The following is a 16900-nucleotide window of genomic DNA, read 5'->3' as shown; positions in this document are numbered from 1 at the left end:
CGGCAAGGTGTTGCCGTTTTTGTCGGTTACGGTGTAAGTAATCGGCGTTGGATCACCTGTGAAATCTTTATTAGGCGTAAACGTTACATCGCCTGTTGGCGTCGTTGTCCATACACCTTCATTCGGTACAGTTACAGATGTACCTGGTGTACCCGTTTTCGGGTCAATCAATTTCACCGAACTCGGGTCTACATCTTTGCCATTATCGCCATCATTGCTGGTTACATTTTGGGTTACAGGCTGCCCTGGTACGCCTGTTTTGCTGTCAGGTGTGGGCATTGGGGTCAATTGGGTTGATGGATAGCCAACATCCACTGTTGTGGTCGGCAAAGTGTTGCCATCTTTGTCTTTTACGGTATAGCTAATCGGTGTCGGGTCGCCATTAAAGCCTTTGTTCGGCGTAAAGGTTACATCACCTGTCGGCGTAGTCGTCCACACACCTTCGTTTGGCACGGTTACAGACGTGCTTGGGGTACCCGTTTTCGGGTCAATCAGTTGCACCGAAGTCGGGTCAATATTGTCGCCACCATTACCGTCATTGCTAATCACTTTTTGGGTGACAGGCTGCCCTGGTACACCTGTTTTGAAATCAGGTTTAGGGGTGGTATCCAATACATCAGGATACGCCACACCTACTGTGGTTTTGGGCAAAGTAACGCCCGTTGTATCATTGACAATGTAAAAAATAGGCGTAGGTGTGCCTGTAAACCCAGCTTCTGGGGTAAAGGTTACTTCGTCCGTACCCACTTTCAGCGTCCACACACCTTGACCTGCTACCACCACTTTGTCCGTTGGGGTATTCGGGTTTTTGGGGTCAATCAATTGAACTGAAGTTGGGTCTACGTCTTTGCCTTGATTACCATCGTTTTGGGTTACATTTTGGATAACAGGCTGCCCTTTGCTGCCTACTTTAAAGTCAGCTACGGGATGAGTTGGGTATTCAATAGACACAGGGGTTGGCAGCAATTGCTCGGTTGTACCATCGCTATTGGGTTTGGTGTTCACCACATAATGAATTGGCGTTGGGTCGCCAGTAAAGCCTTTTTCAGGCGTAAAGGTAACATAACCTGTCGGCACACCATTGGCGTCTTTATCCACCGTCCATGTACCTTCGCCTGGTACCACCAATTTGTCGGTGTAAATCGGGCTATCAGTAGGCGAATTGGGGTCTACCAAACGCACAGTCGTTGGGTCTATCGTATTGTCATCGTTTGAAACAACGTGGACGCTTTTAGGCTTACCTGTTTCACCAATGCTGCGGTCTGCTGTCGTTTTAGAGGGGTATTGCACCGATACAGGTGTGCTTTCAATCGAGCTACCATTTGTGCCTACCGCATAATAGTTAATCGGCGTAGGATTTGCCAAAAAGCCTTTTTCAGGCGTAAACGTTACTTCGTCCGTACCTGCTTTCAGTTCCCACACACCTTGTCCTGGCACAATCACTTTATATGTGTGTGTGCCACTCACAGGGTCAATCAAGCGCAATGAATTCACATCAATGCCCTTGTCATTGCCCATAATATTTTGGGTAACTGGATTGTTGGATTTGGTCAATTCATTAAACGTACCTGCTTTTTCATCAGCATTCGTCGATACTGGTGACGTAGGCTCTGGGTCGCCATCTTTATCAATAAACAACAAGGGCACCAACGGAATCAACGCCCACCACGGAAACGCAAAACCATTGGGCACAGGCAACCACAACGGCGCAATCACATTCTCACCGCCTAATGCCTGACCCTCAACCTCGCCCGCTTTCAATTTGGTTACATAATCTTCCACTTCGCCTGTATCGGGAATATAGTAGTAGTAGCTACCATTTTCTGCAATACCAATCAAAGCGTTATGCTCGTATTCGTAGAAACCTTCAATAATCAAATCTACTTCCGCACCCTCGCGTTCAAACGAAACGTGCAAATCATCGCCTACGCGTTTGGTAATAATATGATTCGGCGCGGCATTGATTTCTTCATGGAAAAATTCATAGTTCACATTGCGGTCGGCTTTAATCACCGTAGGCTGACCATCTTTGGTAATGACGCGTACTTCACCAATGGTTTTGTCCGCCGTGTGTGTTTTAACGATAATGTGTTTCATCGTCTTGTTCCTTCAATTAAAATTAAAAATTAAACTTAAATTCTTTAGCTATCGGGGCTACCCTTTCAGGCTGCCTGAAATCCATTCCCTAACGGATGTTCCCTATTTCAGGCTGCCTGAAACGCATTATTGCTTCGGTACCGCCACTTCAAATACCGCCACCACACGACGGTTCAATTGCATATTATCTGCTGAATCATTCGGTGCCACTGGGCGACTTTCGCCATAACCCACCGCCCGAATTCGGCTGCCATCAATGCCATATTTCTGAATCATAATATTACGCACCGCATTCATACGGCGTTGCGACAAAGCAATATTGTATTCATCGGTTTGGCGGCTATCCGTATGTCCTTCCAGAGTCACTGAAGTCTCTGGGAAGCGGCGCATATAGTCCACAACCTCTTCAATATTCGGATAGTATTGCGGTTTCACAAAATGTTTATCCGTATCAAACAACACTTTCAATTCAATTGAGATTTTTTCAACTGGTGGTTGCCCTGGTTCACAATTAGGCACAACGCGTGTGATTTGGTGAACTTGATGTCTTTGCTGCTTTTCCAACAAAGGTAAGGCTTCTTCTTGACTCAAACTGCGAATATTCGCCGCACCCGTTACATCATCTACGTCCACTTCAAAAAAGTAATTGCGCTCTTTCTCCAAATCGTAATTCACCGCATTGCGCAACAGGTCATTGTTCTTATGCCCCGTAATCTCCGCACTCAACCGATTTACGCCAACACATGACAAAATTTGGCTGTAATTCCCCGCCTGCAAACTGGTGTGAAAACGGTCATTAATCGCCACATTCGCACTCGTTTGCAATCCATCATCGTCTTGCGGACGAATAAAATAAATGCTGGCTGTATTCTCAGGGATTTGTTTATTCAACAAATCTTGTGGGCTTATCACCGCTTCTTTTTGCCAACGAACCACACCTACTCGGCGTGCTTTGTCGTCTATTTCGCGGGCTTGCGCACTGGACAATAGCCCTAAACCCAACAGTGCCACCAGAGCTAACTGTTTACTTTGATTTAAAATATTCATGGGAACACCCTTAAAAAAATGAAAAATAAAAACACTCTATTATAAAGCAATTTGCATACCAAAATTTTATTGTACAGTTGGTACTTTTATCAAAAAACTTACAATTCTTGACACAAAAAATAAAGCAAATAGACTAAATCTCATTATCTCTACATATTAAACATTTATTTTTATTAAAAAATCAAATCAACACATCAAATTAAGTATAAAGAATCTAATTTAAAAGAATAAACAAGCTCATTTTTATTCATTTTGAAAAGTATTGTAATCAATTGTTAATCTCATGAATTTCAATAATATTTAAAAATAAAAGATAATTTTTTATCAATCAGCAGATAGTCAAAAACAAACAGGCAGCCTGAAAATTCGCTTTCAGGCTGCCTATTTGTTTTCGGAGACAATCAGAAAATTAATGTTCTACCACAATCGGGGAAACCATTTGGGTGGCGTTAGCGTGCTGATTGCCCAAATAGGAGCTGGCAAGCTCGGCGCAACAGCCACAGCAAGTCGCTACGCCCAATTGGTCTTTCAAATCACCCAAAGAAGTTGCGCCCGCCGCTACGGTTTCTTGAATTTGGCGGTCGCTAATCGCATTACAAATACAAACGTACATGGCTGTTTCCTCTCCATAATTTTTTTTATCGGGTTTGAATTTTTAATAGCTTAATACTATGAATTCAAATTGGTAAAACTGATTTAGCTGAATGATAATTGCGTTCATTTTTTTCTGCAAGTGTTTTTACGGTTCAGGCTGCCTGAAAATTGAAACTTATTGTAATTTGGTTATAATGACACTTTATTTTTTGAAAATAAAGGTATTTAGATGAAACATCATAAACCTATTCGCAAAGCAGTTTTCCCAGTAGCAGGCATGGGAACGCGGTTTTTGCCCGCCACCAAATCTACCCCCAAAGAAATGTTGCCAATTGTAGACAAACCTTTGATTCAATACGCGGTAGAAGAAGCGATTGAAGCAGGCTGCACAGAAATTATTTTCGTTACAGGGCGCGGCAAACGCAGCATTGAAGACCATTTTGACAAAGCCTATGAGCTGGAAACCGAATTATCCTTGCGTAATAAAGAAAAATTATTGGAGCAAGTTCAGGATATTTTGCCCAGTCATGTTACCTGTATGTATATTCGTCAGGCGGAAGCTTTGGGCTTGGGACACGCGGTATTGTGTGCGCAAGCGGCGATTAATGATGAGCCATTTGCGGTTTTGTTGGCAGACGATTTGATTGATGCACCACGCGGTGCATTAAGCCAAATGATTCAAATCTATAATCAAACAGGCAGCAGCGTTTTGGGCGTGGAAACGGTACACCCTCAGGAAACGGGTTCGTATGGCATTGTGGAAATTGCTCCATGGCATGATTTTCAACGTATTCAAAGCATTGTGGAAAAACCAAAACCTGAAAATGCGCCGTCTAATTTGGCGGTGGTGGGGCGATATATTCTCACACCGCGCATTTTTGAATTATTGGAAAACACGCAACGTGGCGCAGGCAATGAAATTCAATTGACCGATGGCATTGCGACTTTATTGGAATATGAGCCTGTGTTGGCGCATGCGTTTGATGGAATTCGTTATGATTGTGGCAGCAAAATTGGTTATTTGGAAGCCACGCTCGCTTTTGGTCTGAAACACCCCGACACCAGCGCGGAATTCCGTGATTTGGTTAGACGCTATGCGGCATTAGAAGGTTAATTAACAAACAAATTAGGCAGCCTGAAAATTTTTCAGGCTGCCTAATTATTTAATTAAACCAAAAAATTAAATGTAATTAACCATGTAATGCACGTTTATCCACCGCCAAAGCCGCTTCGTGTACCACTTCCGACAAGCTCGGGTGCGCGTGAACAATGCGGGCAATGTCTTCGCTGCTGGCTTTAAATTCCATCGCCATCACCGCTTCTGCCACCAATTCGCTCACCATCGGCCCAATCATGTGTACGCCCAACACGCGGTCGGTTTTCGCGCAAGACAAGATTTTTACCGTGCCTTTGGCTTTGCCCATGCCCAAAGCGCGACCGTTTGCGCCAAAGCCTGATGTGCCTTTTTTGTATTCAATGCCCGCAGCCTGCAATTGCTCTTCGGTTTGACCCACCCACGCGATTTCGGGGTCGGTGTAAATCACCCAAGGAATGCAGTTGAAATCCAAATGCGGTTTTTGACCCGCAATGCGCTCGGCAACCGCCACGCCTTCATCGCTGGCTTTGTGCGCCAACATGGGCCCGCGCACCACGTCGCCAATCGCCCAAACATTGGGTAAATTCGTGCGACAATCTTCGTCCACCACAATAAAACCGCGCTCGTCTTTATTCAAACCCACGCCTTCCGCGTTCAAACCGTCTGTATTGGGCACGCGACCGATGGCAATAATGAGTTTGTCGTAAGTATCGCTAAATGACTCACCGTTCACTTCGTATTCTACGGTAACGCTGTTTTTGGCGCGGTTGATTTGCTTGATTTTCACGCCCAGTTTGATGTCCAAACCTTGCTCTTTGGTGAAATATTTAAACGCTTCTTTGGCAATTTGCTGGTCAGCCGCCGCCATGAAAGTCGGTGCAGCTTCCAAAATGGTTACTTCCGAGCCAACACGTTTCCATACCGAACCCATTTCCAAACCAATCACGCCCGAACCAATCACACCCAATTTCGCAGGCACGCTGGTCAAATTCAACGCGCCTTCGTTGTCCAACACGATTTCATTATCAATGTCCACCAAAGCAGGCAATTGGCGCGGCGATGAACCTGTTGCCACGATAATGTGTTTGGCTTCAATGGTGGATTTTTCGCCTTTATTGTCCACTTGAATTTGCCAAAAATCGCCGTTTTTGCCCACAAATGAGCCACGACCAAACAGGCTGTCCACTTTATTTTTTTGGAACAAGAATTTAATGCCACCCGTTAATTTGGTTACAATTTGGTCTTTGCGTTCAATCATTTTTGCCGCGTCAAAATGCACCGCGCTCACCGTAATGCCGTGTGCGCCAAAATCGTGCAAAGCCGCGTGAACGTGTTCAGATGATTGCAACAATGCTTTAGACGGAATACAGCCCACATTCAAGCAAGTGCCACCCAAAGCAGGTGCGTCGCCCGCTTTGTTCACGCCCGCGTCCACGCAAGCGGTTTTGAAACCCAGTTGCGCCGCTCTAATCGCAGCCACATATCCACCAGGCCCTGCACCAATTACGACTACATCATATTGAGACATATTGATTCCTTCAAAAATAAAAGTAAGTGGGTTAAAAATAAAGGCAGCCTGAAAAAATATTCCCGATTCATTCAGGCAGCCTGAAAAATCATCGTGCCATCAATTGTGGCAATTTGCCCATCAGCACCGCAAAACGGCGCAACATGGTTTCGTTTAATGTGGCGTTTTGTTTGGCATCCACGCGTTGCCCATTGATGTCATAAGTGTTCACGCCTGTGGGTTTGCCCGATTCATCTACTTTGACTTCACTCAACACTTTGCCATTGCCATGATAAAACGTGAGATTTGCCAATGAAACCGCGCCCGTATTCAAATTTTCTTGTAAACGCGCTTCGCCCCACAATTGTTCGCTGGGCACAAAATAGCGTATGTCTATGCCCTTGTCGTGGTCGCGCAATTGCATAATCAATTGATTGAATTCATACACATTGAGCCAACCTTGTTGCACGCCATTGCTGAATTCGCCCACGCTGGTGATTTCGCCTTGTCCATCGTACCAAATCACGCGGCTGTCCAGCACCGATTTGTCAAAACTTTGCTCGCTGGCATTGACCATCAGGATAAAGGGCGAAGTTTGCGGTTTTTGCGTGGCTTGGTAGAAATCTTGTACCACGCTGCGCCCATCGCTGGTTTTGCCTAAAATTTGGCGATAATAGCCATTTTCTACTTGGGTAGGGCTGGGTTCGCCTTGTGGGGTGTAATAAAATGTAGTGGGTGCGCTGGCGGCGATGTAGTCCAATTGATTGGGCGCGACATCTTGGGCGGCAAAAGTTAATGTTTTGTCTTGATAGGGATTTCCATCGTTCAGGCTGCCTGAAACGCTGGCAACAGCCGATGGGTTTGCCGTATTCGGTTTGGGTGTGCCATCGCAAGCAGTCAAGCCAATGGACACCAGCAGCAGAGTTAAAATAGATTTTATCATGGGGGGAATATTGTCCGATGTTATTGTAGACGAATTCTAAAGTGTTGCGCTGAAAAAAGCTAGGGCGGATTTTCAGGCTGCCTGAATTGTCATCAAGCTGTTGCGCTTTTACCGTTTTCAGGCTGCCTGAAAATGTTTTTGTACCCATTTTTAGAGTTTAATATTAAAATACCAATTGTTAATTTTTGTTATTTTATTGAATAAAAATCATGAAAACACGTTTAACTTTCCTAGCCATCACCATTAGCAGCATGGTGAGCAGCCATGCCAACACATTTAGCCAAACCTATTTTTTTGGCGACAGTCAATCAGATAGCGGCTTTTTCAAACCCATTACCAGCCAAGCGGTAAACCCATCGGGCAAATTCACCACCAATGTCGGCGATGACAAAATGTGGAGCGAACACGTCGCCGCCCATTACGGCACACACGCCACACCCAATGGCAACGGTCAAACAGGCACCAACTACGCCGCAGGTGGCGCATTGGCAGGGCAAGACAGCAGCCTGAATTTGGCGGGCATGAGCATTGCCATTCCGTCCACCGCCACGCAAATTGGCAATTATTTAAAATCATCGGGCGGCAAAGCCGACGACAAAGCCTTGTATGGCGTAACATCGGGCGCGGGCAATTTGCTCACACTCATTCCCAACGCCGCGCGCGCCATGCAAGCCTATGTACAAGCCAATCCGAATGCTTCTACTACCGAGCGCGGTTTGGCTTTGCAGGCTGCCACCACGCCCACCATCAATCAAACCGCACAAGAAACCGCCCAAGCCATCAAACAATTAAAAGACGCAGGCGCACAATACATTATCGTGCCGAATGTGCCTGATATTGGCTTGTCGCCATCGGTGTTGGGTACGCCCGCACAACCGATTGCCAGCGCGATTACCCAGTCTTACGCCACCACTTTAAACACCGCCTTGGCAAACACAGGTGCAAATGTGATTCCATTGGATATGTTTACGCTTATGCGTGAAATTTCCACCAACCCACGCAGCTATGGTTTCCAAAACGCACATTCGGCAGCCTGCAAAACCAACACCACCTTGAGCCAAAACGCCTTAACGTGTAACCAAAACCATCTGGTTGCAGAAAATGCCAACCAAACCCATTTCTTTGCCGACAGCCTCCACCCTACAGGCGGCGGTCATGCCCTGATTGGCGATTATGCGATTTCCGTATTAGAATCCCCCAAACAAATCAGCAGCATAACCCAACAATTAAATCAACAAACCCTGCAACAAGACCAAGACACCTACCGCAAAATCAACACGCTGCCTGAAAACCAAAACGGCTTATGGGTAGATAGCACCACCCACAAAACCAGCGATTTCTTTGGCGATGGCGACAGCATTCCTACCCTGTCTATTGGCGCAAGTTTTGGGCAACAAGGTCGCGGGCAAACAGGCGTACACGTCCATGCCCGCCAACAAGAAAATCAATGGGACAATGGCGGCGGCTATGAAGTGCAAACCATAGGTGGGGGCTTATTCCATCGCCATGATTGGGGCAATTTGCGTCTCAGCGCACAACTGAATTATGACCACTTTAAATTAGACACCGACCGCCGCGTTAAATTAGGTGCCGCCACACGCGTTCATCAAGCCAATACAGACGGCTACCGTTTGGGCGCAGGCGCACGGCTTGCCTACCGTTTTGCGCCACATGAACGCTTGCAATTGACCCCCTATATCGGCGCAAACGCACAACGCGTACAACTGGGCTTGTTAAGCGAAAACAACAGCACTTTGTCCACCGCCATGATGTTTGAAAAACAAAAACACGAAAGCGTAAACGGCGAAGTGGGTTTGCAAGCCGATTGGCGTTTCCTGCCCAACACTTCACTGTTGGGTAGCGTGAGCCACAGCCACAATTTTTTAGACCCTGAAATCAATATTAGCGCACGTTTAAAAACCGTCCCCACCGTCAAATTTAACGCGCCAGCCGCCCAAGCCAATAAAAACCTGACTTCCGCCACCATCGGCATTCAACACATGGTAAACGGCAGCAGCCTGAATTTCGGCATTTCGGGCTACAAAGGCGACCATGACAATAAAGGTGCCAATGTGTTTATGGGCGTTATCTACAGTTTCTAATTAATTGATATTTCAATAAATAGGCAGCCTAAAAATGGGTTTTCCCCGTTTTCAGGCTGCCTGATTTTTTGGCGAACCAATGGATTTGCCCAAATTAAATTTGCTCATTATTTGGATTAGGCAAATTTTGTTTTTCGGCGAATTCGCGTTGTTCTGCCAATTTTGCCAACTTATTGCGCCGCCGCACCACCGCCACCCACACCACAAACACAGTCGGCAAAATCGTCCAAAACACCAAATAAATCAACGCCCGCGCAATACTCGGTTGCGCCAAAGAAAACATCATCGTGGTAAACACATAACCAATCAACACAATATGCCACATACTCATTTCCCCAAAACTTCAGGCAGCCTGAAAAGCATTCAGGCTGCCTGAAGTTTATTTAATCAATTATTTTTGATAAAACTTTTTCTGCCCCTCAATCATGCCATCGCGCATAAAATTTGCGTCATCAAAAGTTTCCAAATCCTGTCCTGGTTCGCGCAACACATCTTCCGCACTAACCGAGTTTTTGCTTTCCAACACAATCGCCGAAGACACATGCTCGCCCGCACGGTAAACCATCACCAAGCCCATTTCTTCTGTGGGCAAGCTTACCACTTTGGTGGCTTTTTTGTCAGGGTTATTCCAAGCGGTGTTCACCAAACGGTTGCCTTTGTACACCGACAATACTGTGCCTTCGTCCACGCCGTCAGCCGTACCCTTGTTCAGGATAATGGTTTGACCCATACCCGCTTCCGAAATGCCGTCCATCACCGATACGATACGCGCTTCAGTCGCACCATCGGGTGCGTGTGGCATAGCGTTAAACATGTTCAACACATCAGGTTTGCGAATCAAATAATCGCCACGTTGAATTTCAGACGCTGCCGTTTCAATTGTCATCGGCACGGCAGAACGCACGGCGGTGGGTTTTTTCGCATTGTCTGATTTCACATAATATTCATCGCTGCCCAATTTTGCTTCCAATTTAGCGCGTTCTTTGGGCTTCAAGCCGTCCAAAGCGGTGGTGTTGTCGCGTTCAGCGAGTGCGGAATTGTTGTTGTTCAGCGTTACTGCTTCGCCGCTGAATTCCACCAATTTGCCCAATGATTTGCCTGTTATAGGGTCTTTCAAATCTTGGCTCACGCGGAAAATTAAGTATTCGCCCGCATCTACCATGCCGTCTGCGTAAATGCGGTCGGTGGCGGTGTAAATATCACGACCTTCTGGACCTGCCACAATGCGTGGTGCGTGTGCCAATTCTTTGTCAGACACAAATTGTGGGTGCTTCATAAACAGGCGGTAGAAATCCACGTCCAAAGTTTGAATGCCATAACCCGAACCCATATCGCGTACATGCGGACGCAGTTTCACAAAACCGCTACGGCGACCCGACGCGCCTTTGCCCACGCGCAACACAGGGCGACCATTCACATAAGTTAAATACAACACTTGCCCTGGGTAAATCAAATGCGGATTGCGGATTTTGGCGCGGTTCATATTCCACAAGCTCGGCCATTGATGTGGGCGATACAAATATTTACCCGACACGCCCCATAAAGTGTCGCCTTGTTTCACAACATAGCGTTTGGGCGCATTCGGTTTCACTTTCAAACCTTTGGCAAAAGCAGGCGCGGAAATGGCAATACCTGCCGCGCAAAGCAGTGTAATAATTTGTTTATTCATTGCAACTCTCTTTAAAAAAATTGATAAACTTGGGGAAAATAAACCGAATAATAGTGCATTTCAATAGAACTTTGCCACTATTTATGTTATTTTCCCAAAATTCAATGGCAACTTTGCCACAATTTTTTATAAAATTGAACCGATTAAACCCAAAATAAAGTTTTCAGGCTGCCTGAAAATACACGACTGTTTTTACAAACACCCAAAATGTAGGGGCGTACCACGCACCAAATCATTCAAACCATTTGGCATTTTGGTGCGTAATATGCACCCTACATGTAGTTGTCGTGTCCCCCCAAAGGCAGCCTGAAAAACCGAATTTTGCACAATAACCCCATTCACGAGATTGAAATTATGGCATTACTCCCTATTTTAAAATACCCAGACCCACGTTTACACATTGTCGCCAAGCCTGTGGAACAAGTGGACGAGCGCATCAAACAATTAGCTGCCGATATGGCAGAAACCATGTACGAAGCACGCGGCATTGGTTTAGCCGCCACCCAAATTGATGTGCATGAGCGCGTGGTCGTGATTGATTTGAGCGAAGAGCGCAACCAACTCATCACCCTTATCAACCCCATCATCACCCACAAAGAGGGCGAAACCACCTACGAAGAAGGCTGCCTGTCCGTACCAGGGATTTACGACACCGTTACCCGCGCAGAACGCGTTAGCGTAGAATTTTTAGACGTGGACGGCAAACCGCAAAAATTAGACGCAGACGGTTTACTCGCCATCTGCATTCAGCATGAATTAGACCATTTGGCAGGCAAAGTGTTTGTGGAATACCTGTCCACCATGAAACAAAATCGCATTAAAACCAAATTGAAAAAACGTGAACGTGAAGAAATGAAACACGCGTGAGTCAGCATTTTTCAGGCAGCCTGAAAATCAATTCCCACAATTTAAAATATTTACGTTACAATCCCCATTCATTTTTGTTTAATCAACACACTAAAGGAAAAAACAATGGACAATCAAATTCAAGATTATCAAAATATTGGTACGGAAGTACAAAGCCAAGAAGTGATTTTGCAAAAAACCTACAGCTTGTTGGCGTGGTCATTTTTGCCATGCGCGGCGGGCGCGTTTGCAGGTTTGATGTTTAACCCATTGGCTTCGATTGGCAATAAATGGATTGTTTTAGGTCTGTTTTTTGCATTTTTCTATGGCATGAATTTCATGATTGAAAAAAATCGTTACAACAATACAGGCGTTACCCTGTTAATGGTGTTTACGTTTGGCATGGGGATTATGTTGTCTCCTTTGTTGGGCTACGCACTGGGCGGACACAGTAATGGTGCGTCTTTGGTGGGCATTGCCGCTTTGATGACAGCTGGTATTTTCTTCACGATGGCGCAATTGGCACGCAGCAGCAAAATCAATTCTAACGCATTAGGTAAATTCCTGATGACGGGTGGGATTATTTTAATGATTGGTGTCGTGGCAAATATTTTCTTGCAATTGCCCGTATTATCATTGACGATTTCAGGCGTGTTTGTATTCTTCAGCAGCCTGATGATTATGTGGCAAGTGCGCGTGATTTTGGAAGGCGGCGAAGACAGCCACATCAGCGCAGCATTGAGCATTTTCATTAGCGTGTACAATTTGTTCAGCAGCTTGTTGCACTTGTTGTTGGCATTTGCGGGCAATGATGATTAATTAATCGCGTAAACCAAAAATACAGGCAGCCTGAAAATATTTTTCAGGCTGCCTGTATTTTATAGTGGATTCAATTTAAATCAGGACAAGGCGACAGCGACCGCCGTGTACACCTAGTACATAAGGGAGCTGGCAACGCTGTACTGGTTTAAATTGAATTCACTATATTTTTTCAATTAAAACGTGTAACGCAAACCTACGGCTGCTTCATGCACTTGCACATCGCTGTCCAAATGATTGTAACGGTAGCCCATATCCACAGTAAAATTGCGGTCTAATTTATAATTCACGCCCGCCAATAAACCAGGGCTAACTTTCGTGCTGCTGTCTTTGTGCGTGCTTAACGTTGTGCCATTGGCAACGGTGGTTTCCTGTTTCACCTTGTTCACCGACAAACGCGCTCCCACATAAGGCGTAACAGGCACAGGCAAAGCCGTGTTGAAATCATAAATCGCCGCCAAACCTGCACCGCTTACTTTGGTTTCCGATTTACTTGCGCCGTTGCTTTCGTCAATCGTGCCGTAATGCGTGTAATCGCCCGCCACGCGCCAATCGCCAAAATCGTAGCCCACGCTCACACGCGGCATTAATTTTGAATCATTGTATGAATCTTTCAAGGCTCTGCCCACATTGTCGTGTTTCACCGTGTCGGCTTTCATGTATGCCAAACCCAAATCGCCTTGCACATAGCTGCCTGTGATTTCATCTGCCAATGCAGCTTGCGTTACGCCCACACCCAGCACAGCAACAATCAGTTTAGACAATAATTTTTTATTCATTAAATCATACCCTTGCAAAAATTAACATTGTAAAATATACATTTTAATAGAAAAGCGAGTACACGCAAAGTGTTTCTCATCATAAAAACTTGTAAATAAAACAAAAACCGTGTTAGTTAAGAACTAACACGGTTTTGAATTTGATGGGGTGGCAGATGGGGCTCGAACCCACGACCCTCGGAATCACAATCCGATGCTCTAACCAACTGAGCTACAGCCACCACACTAGGAGAAAACTGGCACGCCCGACAGGAATCGAACCCGTAACCGCTCGCTTAGAAGGCGAGTGCTCTATCCAGTTGAGCTACGGGCGCATCTGGCGTTTTTTGTGTGGTTTCAAGTGTGGTCGGGGCGGTGGGATTCGAACTCACGACCCTCTGCTCCCAAAGCAGATGCGCTAACCGGGCTGCGCTACGCCCCGACGTGCTTGAAAGATTTGAATTATAGTGAATGTGGGTTTTTCGGTCAATCACGTGGCAGGGATTTTTTTAAATTATTTTGTTTTTATTGAATTTATTTTTGGGGGAAATGTGGCTTTTGGGGGTTCAGGCTGCCTGAAAGTGTGCGATAAAAATAATGATTTGGTGCGTGGTACGCACCCTACATGAATTTTGTCGTGTACTGAAAGGCAGCCTGAAAACGTGTTTTCGGATAAAATAGCTCTTTTATTCTCAAATCAAATTGGCAGGAAAAATCATGTTAGACGTTCAATTATTACGCAATGATATTAACGCAGTAGCGGCGCGTTTGGCGGGACGCGGTTTTGTGTTGGATACGAATCAATTCAATGAATTGGAAGCGCAACGCAAGCAATTGCAAATGAAAAACGAAGAGTTGCAAGCGCAACGCAATAGTTTGTCCAAACAAATCGGCGCATTGATGGGGCAAGGCAAAAAAGATGAAGCGGACGCAGCGAAATCTCAAGTTGCTGAAATTAAAAATGAAATGGACAAAATTGAACAGGATTTGCCACGCATTCAGGCAGCTTTGGACGATTTGCTGTTGAGCGTACCCAATTTGCCACACGAAAGCGTGCCTGTGGGCGCAGACGAAACCGAAAATGTGGAAATTCGCAAAATCGGCACACCCAAAACCTTTGATTTTGCTGTAAAAGACCATGTGGATTTGGGCGCGGCTTTGGGTTTGGATTTTGAAACAGCCGCGCAATTATCGGGCGCACGTTTTTCATTGATGAAAGGGCAAATTGCGCGTTTGCATCGCGCTTTGGCGCAATTTATGCTGGACACGCACACCACGCAACACGGCTACACCGAATGCTACACCCCTTATATTGTGAGCGATTCCACGCTGATTGGCACGGGTCAGTTGCCCAAATTTGGCGAAGATTTGTTCCACGTTACGCGCGGCGGCGATGAATCCAAATTGACACAATATTTAATCCCCACCGCCGAGGTTACACTCACCAACACCGTGCGCGAGCGCGTGCTGCCTGAAAGCGATTTGCCGATTAAATTGACCGCCCATTCGCCCTGTTTCCGCAGCGAAGCGGGTTCACATGGCAAAGACACACGCGGTTTGATTCGCCAGCACCAATTTGACAAAGTGGAAATGGTACAAATCGTCCACCCCGACAAATCGTATGACGCGCTGGAAGAAATGGTGGGACACGCAGAAAAAATCTTGCAATTACTGGAATTGCCCTATCGCGTGATTGTGTTGTGTACGGGCGACATGGGCTTTGGCGCAACCAAAACCTACGATTTGGAAGTGTGGGTGCCCGCACAAAACACCTATCGTGAAATTTCAAGCTGTTCAAATTGCGAAGATTTCCAAGCACGCCGCATGAAAGCCCGTTTTAAAGACGAAAATGGCAAAAACCGTTTGGTGCATACTTTGAACGGTTCAGGTTTGGCGGTGGGGCGCGCTTTGGTGGCGGTGTTGGAAAACCACCAAAATGCCGATGGTTCAATCAACATTCCTGTGGCATTGCGTCCGTATTTGGGTGGAATTGAGAAGTTAGAACTGTAAACAATATTTCAGGCAGCCTGAAAATCTTTTTCAGCAAGCGCAGTAGCTATAGTCGTAGAAGGGAAAATGCAATACAAGGAGACGGTGAACACCGAGTACACCGAGTATAATAAGGGAGCTGGCAACGCTGTAGTGCTTTTTCACTTCTACGACTTATAGGTAACCTAAAACCTAAAATGAACTATTTTTAAGATAATTTGCAACAATTTAATCAGTTTTTTCTCAAAAAAATTGCCATAATAAGTCACTTGATTAACCCTTATTTTCATGGAGTAATATTATGTCATTTGCTGATTGGAAACAAATGAGCGACCACACCAAAGCCTCTTTTGCTAAATTAGGTCAAACCCACCCCAAAATGTTGGCTGCCTATGGTAATTTAAACCAAGCTGCCGCCGCCGAGGCATTAGATGAAAAAACACGTGAGTTGATTGCCATTGCAGTAGCCATTACCACACGTTGCGAAAGTTGCATTAGCGTTCACGCCGAAAAAGCCATCGCCGCAGGCGCAAGTGAAAGTGAAATTGCAGGCGCATTAGCAACTGCCATTTCTTTGAATGCTGGTGCAGCCTATGCTTATGCTCTGCGTGCTTTGGAAGCTGTTGAAGCCCAAAAATAATTTTATTTTACAAGGTAAAACATCATGAAAAACATGAACAAATGGCTTATTTTACCCTTGTTATTTGCCATGCAAGCTTGCACCCCAAGCCAAGCTAATAACCAAGCCAATGATACACCAACCGTGCAAACGACTCCACCAGCCACACCTCAACCTCAAACAGTGCAAAAAGCGGCAGGTGTTTGGATTGATGTACGTACTGCTGATGAATATCAAGCTGGGCATTTATCTGATGCACATCATATTCCACATGATGAAATTGCAGGAAAAATTGCATCATTGGTTCCTGATAAAAATACACCGATTAATGTATATTGTCGTTCAGGTCGCCGTTCAGAAATTGCCTTGCAAGAATTGAAAAAATTGGGTTATACCAATTTGACTAATCATGGTGCTTATGATGATTTGGTTAAACAGGGTTTGAAATAATAAATTGAGACAGCCTAAAACAGCAAAAATAGCGTATCCACCAAATCAAATATTGATTTGGTGGATACGCTATTTTATCATCATATCATAATAGTAGATTCAATTTAAATCAGGACAAGGCGGCAGCAACCGCCGTGTACACACATACATAAGAGATCTGGCAACGCTGTACTGGTTTAAACTGAATTCACTATATTTTTTATACCACAGCTTTTCAGGCTGCCTTTCAGTACACGACAAAAATAACAGTAGGGTGCGCCGTGCGCACCAAATTCACCACAATATTTAAATTATTCAGTTATTTGGTGCGCAGGGCGCACCCTACATGATTTGTGATTGGCAAAATTGTCGTGTACTGAAAGGC

Annotated in this window: 15 protein-coding genes and 3 tRNA genes; 7 read left to right on the top strand and 11 right to left on the bottom strand. The window is 45.4% G+C overall.

Annotated features, from left to right (window positions below; all coding sequences use genetic code 11):
- The 3 genes from Q338_RS08445 to Q338_RS08435 all read right to left on the bottom strand — a co-directional run.
- Nucleotides 1-2097: Ig-like domain-containing protein (locus tag Q338_RS08445; RefSeq protein WP_034294182.1), on the bottom strand; the 2097-nt coding region annotated here is incomplete at its 3' end.
- Between the two features lie 126 nt (nucleotides 2098-2223).
- Complete coding sequence (locus Q338_RS08440) at nucleotides 2224-3144, bottom strand: OmpA family protein (RefSeq protein ID WP_034294180.1); 921 nt, start codon at nucleotides 3142-3144, stop codon at nucleotides 2224-2226.
- Nucleotides 3145-3553: 409 nt separating this feature from the next.
- Nucleotides 3554-3757: a (2Fe-2S)-binding protein gene (locus tag Q338_RS08435; RefSeq protein WP_034294178.1), complete on the bottom strand. Its 204-nt coding sequence runs from the start codon at nucleotides 3755-3757 to the stop codon at nucleotides 3554-3556.
- A 210-nt stretch (nucleotides 3758-3967) separates the two neighbouring features.
- Here Q338_RS08435 and galU point away from each other — a divergent pair, with 210 nt between their 5' ends.
- Complete coding sequence (galU, locus tag Q338_RS08430) at nucleotides 3968-4852, top strand: UTP--glucose-1-phosphate uridylyltransferase GalU (RefSeq protein ID WP_034294177.1); 885 nt, start codon at nucleotides 3968-3970, stop codon at nucleotides 4850-4852.
- A gap of 76 nt (nucleotides 4853-4928) precedes the next feature.
- On the opposite strand, the gene lpdA is transcribed toward galU, so the two are convergent.
- Complete coding sequence (lpdA, locus tag Q338_RS08425) at nucleotides 4929-6362, bottom strand: dihydrolipoyl dehydrogenase (RefSeq protein WP_034294175.1); 1434 nt, start codon at nucleotides 6360-6362, stop codon at nucleotides 4929-4931.
- A gap of 88 nt (nucleotides 6363-6450) precedes the next feature.
- Complete coding sequence (locus Q338_RS13795) at nucleotides 6451-7284, bottom strand: toxin-antitoxin system YwqK family antitoxin (protein ID WP_051968565.1); 834 nt, start codon at nucleotides 7282-7284, stop codon at nucleotides 6451-6453.
- A gap of 209 nt (nucleotides 7285-7493) precedes the next feature.
- On the opposite strand from Q338_RS13795, the gene Q338_RS08415 reads away from it, so the two are divergent.
- Nucleotides 7494-9386 carry an autotransporter domain-containing protein gene (locus Q338_RS08415; protein WP_034294173.1) on the top strand — a complete coding sequence of 631 codons (1893 nt, stop codon included), beginning with the start codon at nucleotides 7494-7496 and terminating at the stop codon, nucleotides 9384-9386.
- A gap of 94 nt (nucleotides 9387-9480) precedes the next feature.
- Here the strand turns inward: Q338_RS08415 and Q338_RS08410 are convergent, their stop codons facing one another.
- Both Q338_RS08410 and Q338_RS08405 read right to left on the bottom strand, forming a co-directional pair.
- The gene (locus Q338_RS08410; RefSeq protein ID WP_034294170.1) at nucleotides 9481-9711 is read right to left on the bottom strand and encodes a hypothetical protein; all 231 of its coding nucleotides are present in this window, start codon (nucleotides 9709-9711) and stop codon (nucleotides 9481-9483) included.
- A gap of 66 nt (nucleotides 9712-9777) precedes the next feature.
- The gene (locus tag Q338_RS08405; protein WP_034294167.1) at nucleotides 9778-11055 is read right to left on the bottom strand and encodes a LysM peptidoglycan-binding domain-containing protein; all 1278 of its coding nucleotides are present in this window, start codon (nucleotides 11053-11055) and stop codon (nucleotides 9778-9780) included.
- Nucleotides 11056-11409: 354 nt separating this feature from the next.
- Between Q338_RS08405 and def the strand changes: the two genes are divergently transcribed.
- Together def and Q338_RS08395 are read left to right on the top strand one after the other, a co-directional pair.
- Nucleotides 11410-11922 (top strand): peptide deformylase, encoded by a 513-nt coding sequence (gene def, locus Q338_RS08400; RefSeq protein WP_034294188.1) that lies wholly within the window; start codon nucleotides 11410-11412, stop codon nucleotides 11920-11922.
- 105 nt (nucleotides 11923-12027) lie between these two features.
- A complete protein-coding gene (locus tag Q338_RS08395) occupies nucleotides 12028-12720 on the top strand; it encodes a Bax inhibitor-1 family protein (RefSeq protein WP_034294164.1) in 693 nt (230 codons plus the stop codon).
- Nucleotides 12721-12896: 176 nt separating this feature from the next.
- Here the strand turns inward: Q338_RS08395 and Q338_RS08390 are convergent, their stop codons facing one another.
- From Q338_RS08390 to Q338_RS08375, 4 genes are all read right to left on the bottom strand, one after another.
- Nucleotides 12897-13499, bottom strand: a complete 603-nt coding sequence (locus tag Q338_RS08390) for an opacity family porin (RefSeq protein WP_051968564.1) — start codon at nucleotides 13497-13499, stop codon at nucleotides 12897-12899.
- 144 nt (nucleotides 13500-13643) lie between these two features.
- Nucleotides 13644-13720: transfer RNA gene (locus Q338_RS08385), tRNA-His, on the bottom strand.
- Between the two features lie 16 nt (nucleotides 13721-13736).
- Nucleotides 13737-13813 (bottom strand) — tRNA-Arg (locus Q338_RS08380).
- Between the two features lie 29 nt (nucleotides 13814-13842).
- Nucleotides 13843-13920: transfer RNA gene (locus tag Q338_RS08375), tRNA-Pro, on the bottom strand.
- A 275-nt stretch (nucleotides 13921-14195) separates the two neighbouring features.
- Between Q338_RS08375 and serS the strand changes: the two genes are divergently transcribed.
- From serS to Q338_RS08360, 3 genes are all read left to right on the top strand, one after another.
- Nucleotides 14196-15488 (top strand): serine--tRNA ligase, encoded by a 1293-nt coding sequence (gene serS / locus Q338_RS08370; protein ID WP_034294161.1) that lies wholly within the window; start codon nucleotides 14196-14198, stop codon nucleotides 15486-15488.
- A gap of 280 nt (nucleotides 15489-15768) precedes the next feature.
- Nucleotides 15769-16107 carry a carboxymuconolactone decarboxylase family protein gene (locus Q338_RS08365; protein ID WP_034294158.1) on the top strand — a complete coding sequence of 113 codons (339 nt, stop codon included), beginning with the start codon at nucleotides 15769-15771 and terminating at the stop codon, nucleotides 16105-16107.
- Between the two features lie 24 nt (nucleotides 16108-16131).
- Complete coding sequence (locus Q338_RS08360; protein ID WP_377896404.1) at nucleotides 16132-16536, top strand: rhodanese-like domain-containing protein; 405 nt, start codon at nucleotides 16132-16134, stop codon at nucleotides 16534-16536.
- Nucleotides 16537-16900: the final 364 nt, after the last annotated feature.

The sequence above is a fragment of the Alysiella crassa DSM 2578 genome, assembly GCF_000745955.1.
GTDB lineage: Bacteria > Pseudomonadota > Gammaproteobacteria > Burkholderiales > Neisseriaceae > Simonsiella > Simonsiella crassa.
This window is presented reverse-complemented; position numbering and strand designations above follow the sequence as displayed.

Bases quoted from the DNA above. Each gene is read 5' to 3' on its own strand.
- Q338_RS08440 (WP_034294180.1), bottom strand. From the start codon at position 3,144: ATGAATATTTTAAATCAAAGTAAACAGTTAGCTCTGGTGGCACTGTTG.
- Q338_RS08435 (WP_034294178.1), bottom strand. From the start codon at position 3,757: ATGTACGTTTGTATTTGTAATGCGATTAGCGACCGCCAAATTCAAGAA.
- galU (WP_034294177.1), top strand. From the start codon at position 3,968: ATGAAACATCATAAACCTATTCGCAAAGCAGTTTTCCCAGTAGCAGGC.
- lpdA (WP_034294175.1), bottom strand. From the start codon at position 6,362: ATGTCTCAATATGATGTAGTCGTAATTGGTGCAGGGCCTGGTGGATAT.
- Q338_RS13795 (WP_051968565.1), bottom strand. From the start codon at position 7,284: ATGATAAAATCTATTTTAACTCTGCTGCTGGTGTCCATTGGCTTGACT.
- Q338_RS08415 (WP_034294173.1), top strand. From the start codon at position 7,494: ATGAAAACACGTTTAACTTTCCTAGCCATCACCATTAGCAGCATGGTG.
- Q338_RS08410 (WP_034294170.1), bottom strand. From the start codon at position 9,711: ATGTGGCATATTGTGTTGATTGGTTATGTGTTTACCACGATGATGTTT.
- Q338_RS08405 (WP_034294167.1), bottom strand. From the start codon at position 11,055: ATGAATAAACAAATTATTACACTGCTTTGCGCGGCAGGTATTGCCATT.
- def (WP_034294188.1), top strand. From the start codon at position 11,410: ATGGCATTACTCCCTATTTTAAAATACCCAGACCCACGTTTACACATT.
- Q338_RS08395 (WP_034294164.1), top strand. From the start codon at position 12,028: ATGGACAATCAAATTCAAGATTATCAAAATATTGGTACGGAAGTACAA.
- Q338_RS08390 (WP_051968564.1), bottom strand. From the start codon at position 13,499: ATGAATAAAAAATTATTGTCTAAACTGATTGTTGCTGTGCTGGGTGTG.
- serS (WP_034294161.1), top strand. From the start codon at position 14,196: ATGTTAGACGTTCAATTATTACGCAATGATATTAACGCAGTAGCGGCG.
- Q338_RS08365 (WP_034294158.1), top strand. From the start codon at position 15,769: ATGTCATTTGCTGATTGGAAACAAATGAGCGACCACACCAAAGCCTCT.
- Q338_RS08360 (WP_377896404.1), top strand. From the start codon at position 16,132: ATGAAAAACATGAACAAATGGCTTATTTTACCCTTGTTATTTGCCATG.